2 pseudogenes and 1 other annotated feature are annotated in these 1,557 nt (G+C 62.5%); both pseudogenes read left to right on the top strand.

The window, feature by feature from the left end:
- Positions 1 to 116: 116 nt before the first annotated feature.
- Positions 117 to 266: pseudogene (locus GGQ98_RS18040) on the top strand (integrase core domain-containing protein); the annotation flags it as partial.
- 191 nt (positions 267 to 457) lie between these two features.
- Positions 458 to 1,521, top strand: a pseudogene (locus GGQ98_RS18035) (IS3 family transposase); the annotation flags it as partial.
- Positions 739 to 855 (top strand) — a sequence feature (AL1L pseudoknot). Its footprint overlaps the pseudogene before it by 117 nt.
- Positions 1,522 to 1,557: the final 36 nt, after the last annotated feature.

Raw genomic sequence — 1,557 nt, 5'->3', positions numbered from 1 at the left:
GCTCTTCCGTAAACCTCAGTCGCTTCATCGTCCGTCCTTCCATCAGGGCCGGACTCTAATCACGCGTGGAGGAAAATCAGGGGGTCACGTCACCGGTCTTCCCGGATCGCGTCGGCTCCATGAGCCGGCGGGGCAACCCAAATGATAATGCCAAGGCGGAAAGCTTCATGAAGACGCTGAAGGTCGAGGCCGTCTATCCGATGGTGTTCGAAACCTTCAACGATGACGCCAAACAGCTTCCCCGGTTCATTAACGACGTCTACAATTAGCGCAGACTGCATTCCGCGCTCGGCTATCTCAGCCCTGCGCAGTTCGAGGACCAACACACCCGGCCCATGGTCAAATCAGCGGCCTGACCTTGTCCGACCCCAGAGACCCACTCCACCTCAGATGATGTCTGGGGCTGAACCGCGCCGGGTTTGCCGGAGGCTCCAACTCCTGAGAAGGTGGAGCCTGTATGAGCAAGACAACGAACAAGTTTGCGCCGGAAGTTCGCGAACGCGCGGTACGGATGGTTTTCGACCACGAGCGCGATCACCCCTCGCGATGGGCAGCGGTGGTGTCGATCGCGGAGAAGATCGGCTGCGTTCCGCAGACGCTGCATGAGTGGGTGAAGAAAGCTGAGGTCAACAGCGGCAAGCGCGCCGGTGTCCCGACCGAGGTTGCCGACAAGGTGAAGGCACTGGAACGCGAGGTCCGTGAGCTGCGGCAGGCCAATGAGATTTTGCGCAAGGCGTCCGCATATTTTGCGCAGGCGGAGCTCGACCGCCCGTTCCGGCGATGATCAAGTTTATCGATGATCACCGCGATGCCTATGGGGTCGAGCCGATCTGCCGCGTCCTGCCGATCGCCCCATCCACCTACCACGAGCGCGTCGCGCAGCGACAGGATCCGACACGCCTGTCGGCGCGGGCACGGCAGGATGCGGCTCTCAAGCCCGAGATCGCGCGCGTGTTCGCCGAGAACTTCGCGGTCTACGGCGTGCGCAAGGTCTGGCGGCAGATGATGCGGGAGGGCGTGTCCGTCGCCCGCTGTACGGTCGCGCGGCTGATGCGCGAGATGGGCTTGGCAGGAGTGATCCGGGGCAAGCCAGTGCGCACCACGGTCAGCGACAAGACAGCACCGTGCCCGCGCGATCACGTCAACCGCCAGTTCTACGCACCAGCGCCGAACATGCTGTGGGTCTCTGACTTCACGTACGTCGCGACCTGGGCGGGGTTCGTCTACGTCGCCTTCGTTATCGACACCTATGCTCGGCGGATCGTTGGCTGGCGAGCAAGCAGAACGGCCCATGCGAGCTTCGTCCTCGATGCCCTGGAACAGGCGCTTCACGATCGCCGGCCGACCCATCGGGGCGGCCTCATCCATCATAGCGATCGTGGGTCGCAATACGTGTCCATCAAGTACACCGAGCGCCTCGCCGAGGCCGGGATCGAGCCCTCGGTCGGCAGCGTTGGCGACAGCTACGACTGTGATAATCTGCGACGGCTTGATGGTCTGACCCATGCTACGATTGACCACGTGTCATTGCGTTGACGTGTCGGCCATCAGGTCGCC

The sequence above is a fragment of the Sphingosinicella soli genome (genome assembly GCF_014199685.1).
Classification (GTDB): Bacteria; Pseudomonadota; Alphaproteobacteria; order Sphingomonadales; family Sphingomonadaceae; genus Sphingosinicella; species Sphingosinicella soli.
This window is presented reverse-complemented; position numbering and strand designations above follow the sequence as displayed.